This window comes from Methylobacterium trifolii, assembly GCF_022179685.1.
In the GTDB taxonomy this organism is placed as follows: Bacteria; Pseudomonadota; Alphaproteobacteria; order Rhizobiales; family Beijerinckiaceae; genus Methylobacterium; species Methylobacterium trifolii.
The window spans coordinates 1-2,257 of record NZ_BPRB01000210.1; the positions used below are offsets into that span (position 1 = coordinate 1).

Annotated in this window: 2 protein-coding genes; both read right to left on the minus strand. The window is 41.4% G+C overall.

Features of this window, described 5'->3' with window-relative positions; genetic code table 11:
- Positions 1–136: 136 nt before the first annotated feature.
- On the minus strand, positions 137–1,138 hold the full coding sequence (locus tag COGEMETH_RS18080; RefSeq protein WP_238183996.1) for a glycosyltransferase family 61 protein: 1,002 nt from the start codon (positions 1,136–1,138) through the stop codon (positions 137–139).
- A 38-nt stretch (positions 1,139–1,176) separates the two neighbouring features.
- A complete protein-coding gene (locus tag COGEMETH_RS18085; RefSeq protein WP_238183997.1) occupies positions 1,177–1,935 on the minus strand; it encodes a class I SAM-dependent methyltransferase in 759 nt (252 codons plus the stop codon).
- Between the last annotated feature and the right edge of the window lie 322 nt (positions 1,936–2,257).

The following is a 2,257-nucleotide window of genomic DNA, read 5'->3' on the forward strand; positions in this document are numbered from 1 at the left end:
TCAAAACCGTCGGCGCCTATAAACTATTGTCAAAGACTTTGGTAAGTTTTTTCTCGGCATTGAACTACCATTTCCACTATAAATAATAATCTGCAACTTAGTGCGACTAAAATATTCTCAAATCAACGAGAATTCTTTACGAACGGCATGCATGTTCAATATCTTCTATATCAATTACGAATGTTTTCTCGTCAGAAGCCATCCCGTAAACATAGTCACATGGCTGATCTAATAATCTTGTTATAGACTGATGTAGAAGGTTAATCCGCTTAGCTGAACTTAACACCACAAGTTTTACATTCGAAGAACTCCAAACGCAATTATGCAATGCAGAGGAATCCTCTCCTACAATAACTGCAGCCGACCTAAAAAAGTGAATTTGCTCTTCAATCCCCATGCTTGCTGGTTCAATAACTTCGAAGCCCCGATTACGCAAAAAAACTTCAATTTCATTTACATTGCCCAATGTTGGGCGCGTCCCGTGAGATGTCTGGGGTACATGCTTAACAAAAAGTTTCTTCCTTATCACAATTTCTTCATAACTTGCCCCATAATCTCGTATCCGCCCCAATGAAATTCGGTGCGGATTATCAGGTAAATAATCATTTACCCTCATCAGAGCAGGGATTACTAAGTTCTTCACTTGGACTATACTTTTCCCTCCTATACCTACAAGTTGATCGTCTTGCACAGAAAAGGCTCTCAAATATGGAATCGACCATTTTAATATAGGTTTGGGAACTATGAATTTGAGTTTATTTAAATCGTAATGCCTAGAAAGTAATTCGAGCCGGGCGCCTATATCAATAATCCAATGGCCATATGTGAATATTCCTGGGAATGAAAGAAGAGCAGTTTGATCGTCTGACGCGATTTCTGTGGGTTCAGTAATGGAAGATTCTGGATACTGTGAGAGCACAATATTTACAAAACCTTGTGACCATCCCCAATTAGTCTGTAAAGGAACAGCAGGAGTTTTGCCGTTTATTGGCAAACCCCACCCACCTACAACATTAGCTGAACACTCAATTATTTGATCTAGTTGGGAATTTTGATACCCATGGATACAAAGTTCCCAATTCCTCACACGAGAAGCCTCCGCCGCTTGAATCATCTCTAGTTTTCTATCGGCGCCCATACTGAGTCCTCGTGATTAGAGTATATCGGTCTATAATTTTATACTCTAAATAAAAGCGAAAAATCGAAATCATTCATTATTTCAGTAGATTGATAAATATCACAGCACTCAAAACACTTATTAAGTAGGTCAACATCCTCATTTAACGAAGGTTTGTACTCTTTCATTATATCTAGATATTTATCTCTTAGTATAGAAGAGTCTGGATTGAGATTAGTTACACAAACTAATCCGGTTGGTGGGCAATCAACCACTATAACATTTAGGTCGGGCCGATACTTATTCAATATAGGAATTATTTTCCACACATCGCCAGTCCACCAACTTGCAAGATCAACGTCTTTCCTCGCATGAGGATTGTGTCTTCTTTCTGTCATCTCGAAGTTTAGTGGGACGCAATCATGAATGGCAATCAGGCTACCTCTGTGACATGACCTCTCGGTATTATAGAAATCTCTCAACAAATACTCATAGGTATGAAATCCATCAAGAAATGCAAAATCTAGATTGCCGCCTATAATTTCAGTAACATTGCAGGTCGAAAAAAAATCGTCACTCCCGCGCTGTACAAGGTGTATATTTTTTTTTCCGTTATCAGCAATGTTAAACCTAAGTTTAAAATTTGGATCCACTCCAAGGACAGATTCACATGGGATCGCCGACAAATTTTGCCCTTCGTGAACTCCTATCTCTAAATATCGCCGCACAGCTCGTTTTTCACAGAGCTGCGCTAGAAATTTCGTGTAATGAATGCCCTTTAACGGGCTACCCAAAGGCATTATAATCGGGTTCAACATGCGCTGTAATCTCGCAAGGTTGCAGCTAGAGACAGAAATGGGGCCGTCTGGAGAGAGCTACGCGACCTGCTGCTCAGACGACCGTCGATCCGTATTAGCCATTAAGGAAGGGAATGTCGAGTTGCAGGAGAGGGTAAGAATCTCAATCGGTTCGGTCCGAAACCGAACCAAGCCGTTACGAGTGCTGTGTTTTTATCGTTCGAGGCGGCCGTTGATAGCGTTGCGTCGTGGATTTGGATTGCCCTGTTTTTGTGGACCGTCAGGGGGCTTGGGTTAAGTACCCACGCCTGTGACGGCTGGGTTTAGGCGCCGACGGTTTTGA

Bases quoted from the DNA above. Each gene is read 5' to 3' on its own strand.
- COGEMETH_RS18080 (WP_238183996.1), bottom strand. From the start codon at position 1,138: ATGGGCGCCGATAGAAAACTAGAGATGATTCAAGCGGCGGAGGCTTCT.
- COGEMETH_RS18085 (WP_238183997.1), bottom strand. From the start codon at position 1,935: ATGTTGAACCCGATTATAATGCCTTTGGGTAGCCCGTTAAAGGGCATT.